The sequence below is a fragment of the Mesorhizobium sp. M2A.F.Ca.ET.039.01.1.1 genome, from assembly GCF_003998035.1.
Classification (GTDB): Bacteria; Pseudomonadota; Alphaproteobacteria; order Rhizobiales; family Rhizobiaceae; genus Mesorhizobium.
Genome location: NZ_RZRY01000195.1, coordinates 9,015 through 9,541, shown reverse-complemented (window position 1 = coordinate 9,541; position 527 = coordinate 9,015). Strand labels below are relative to the sequence as shown.

The window sequence follows — 527 nt, the reverse complement described above, 5'->3', positions numbered from 1 at the left end:
GTACTACAGCCGGCAGCTCGGCAGCGCCGAGGGCGACACGATCGTCCAGGTCGGCGCCGACGGAACCGGCGCGTCGGTACGCTGGAGCTTTTCGCGCATTACCGAAAACTCGTTCCGCTGGCTGGGCGAGCGCTCGCATGACGGCGGCGCGACCTGGCGCATGGAGGTGGAGTTTTTGGCCCGGCGGGTGGGTGAGAGCTGATGACTACCGAAGATCGCAGCGGCACAAAACAAGAGCCGTAGCCATCCTTTGCGCCGCCGGGCTTCACCAGGTTCGCGAAACCATCTTCCCGCCTGTTTCCAGCGCCTGGGCTTTGCTTTACCAATTGCAGAGGCTGGGCTTCGCCTGGCGGGAGGGGCCAGCGATGCCGAGTTTCGACAGCCTGTTCAACGCCTTCGTCACCATACTGGTGACCATCGACCCGCCGGGGCTGGCGCCGCTCTTCCTCGCCGTGACGCGCGGCATGAACCGAGAGGAGCGCCAACAGGTCTCGGTGCGCGCCTCGGTGATCGGCTTTCTGGTCATG

General features: G+C 65.3%; 1 protein-coding gene and 1 pseudogene. Both read left to right on the top strand.

Annotation, left to right across the window (positions count from 1 at the left end; translation table 11 throughout):
* A pseudogene (locus tag EOA24_RS16630) lies at positions 1-202 on the top strand (hypothetical protein); the annotation flags it as partial.
* A gap of 163 nt (positions 203-365) precedes the next feature.
* On the top strand, positions 366-527 hold a 162-nt coding region (locus tag EOA24_RS43065), incomplete at its 3' end, for a MarC family protein (protein ID WP_245501806.1).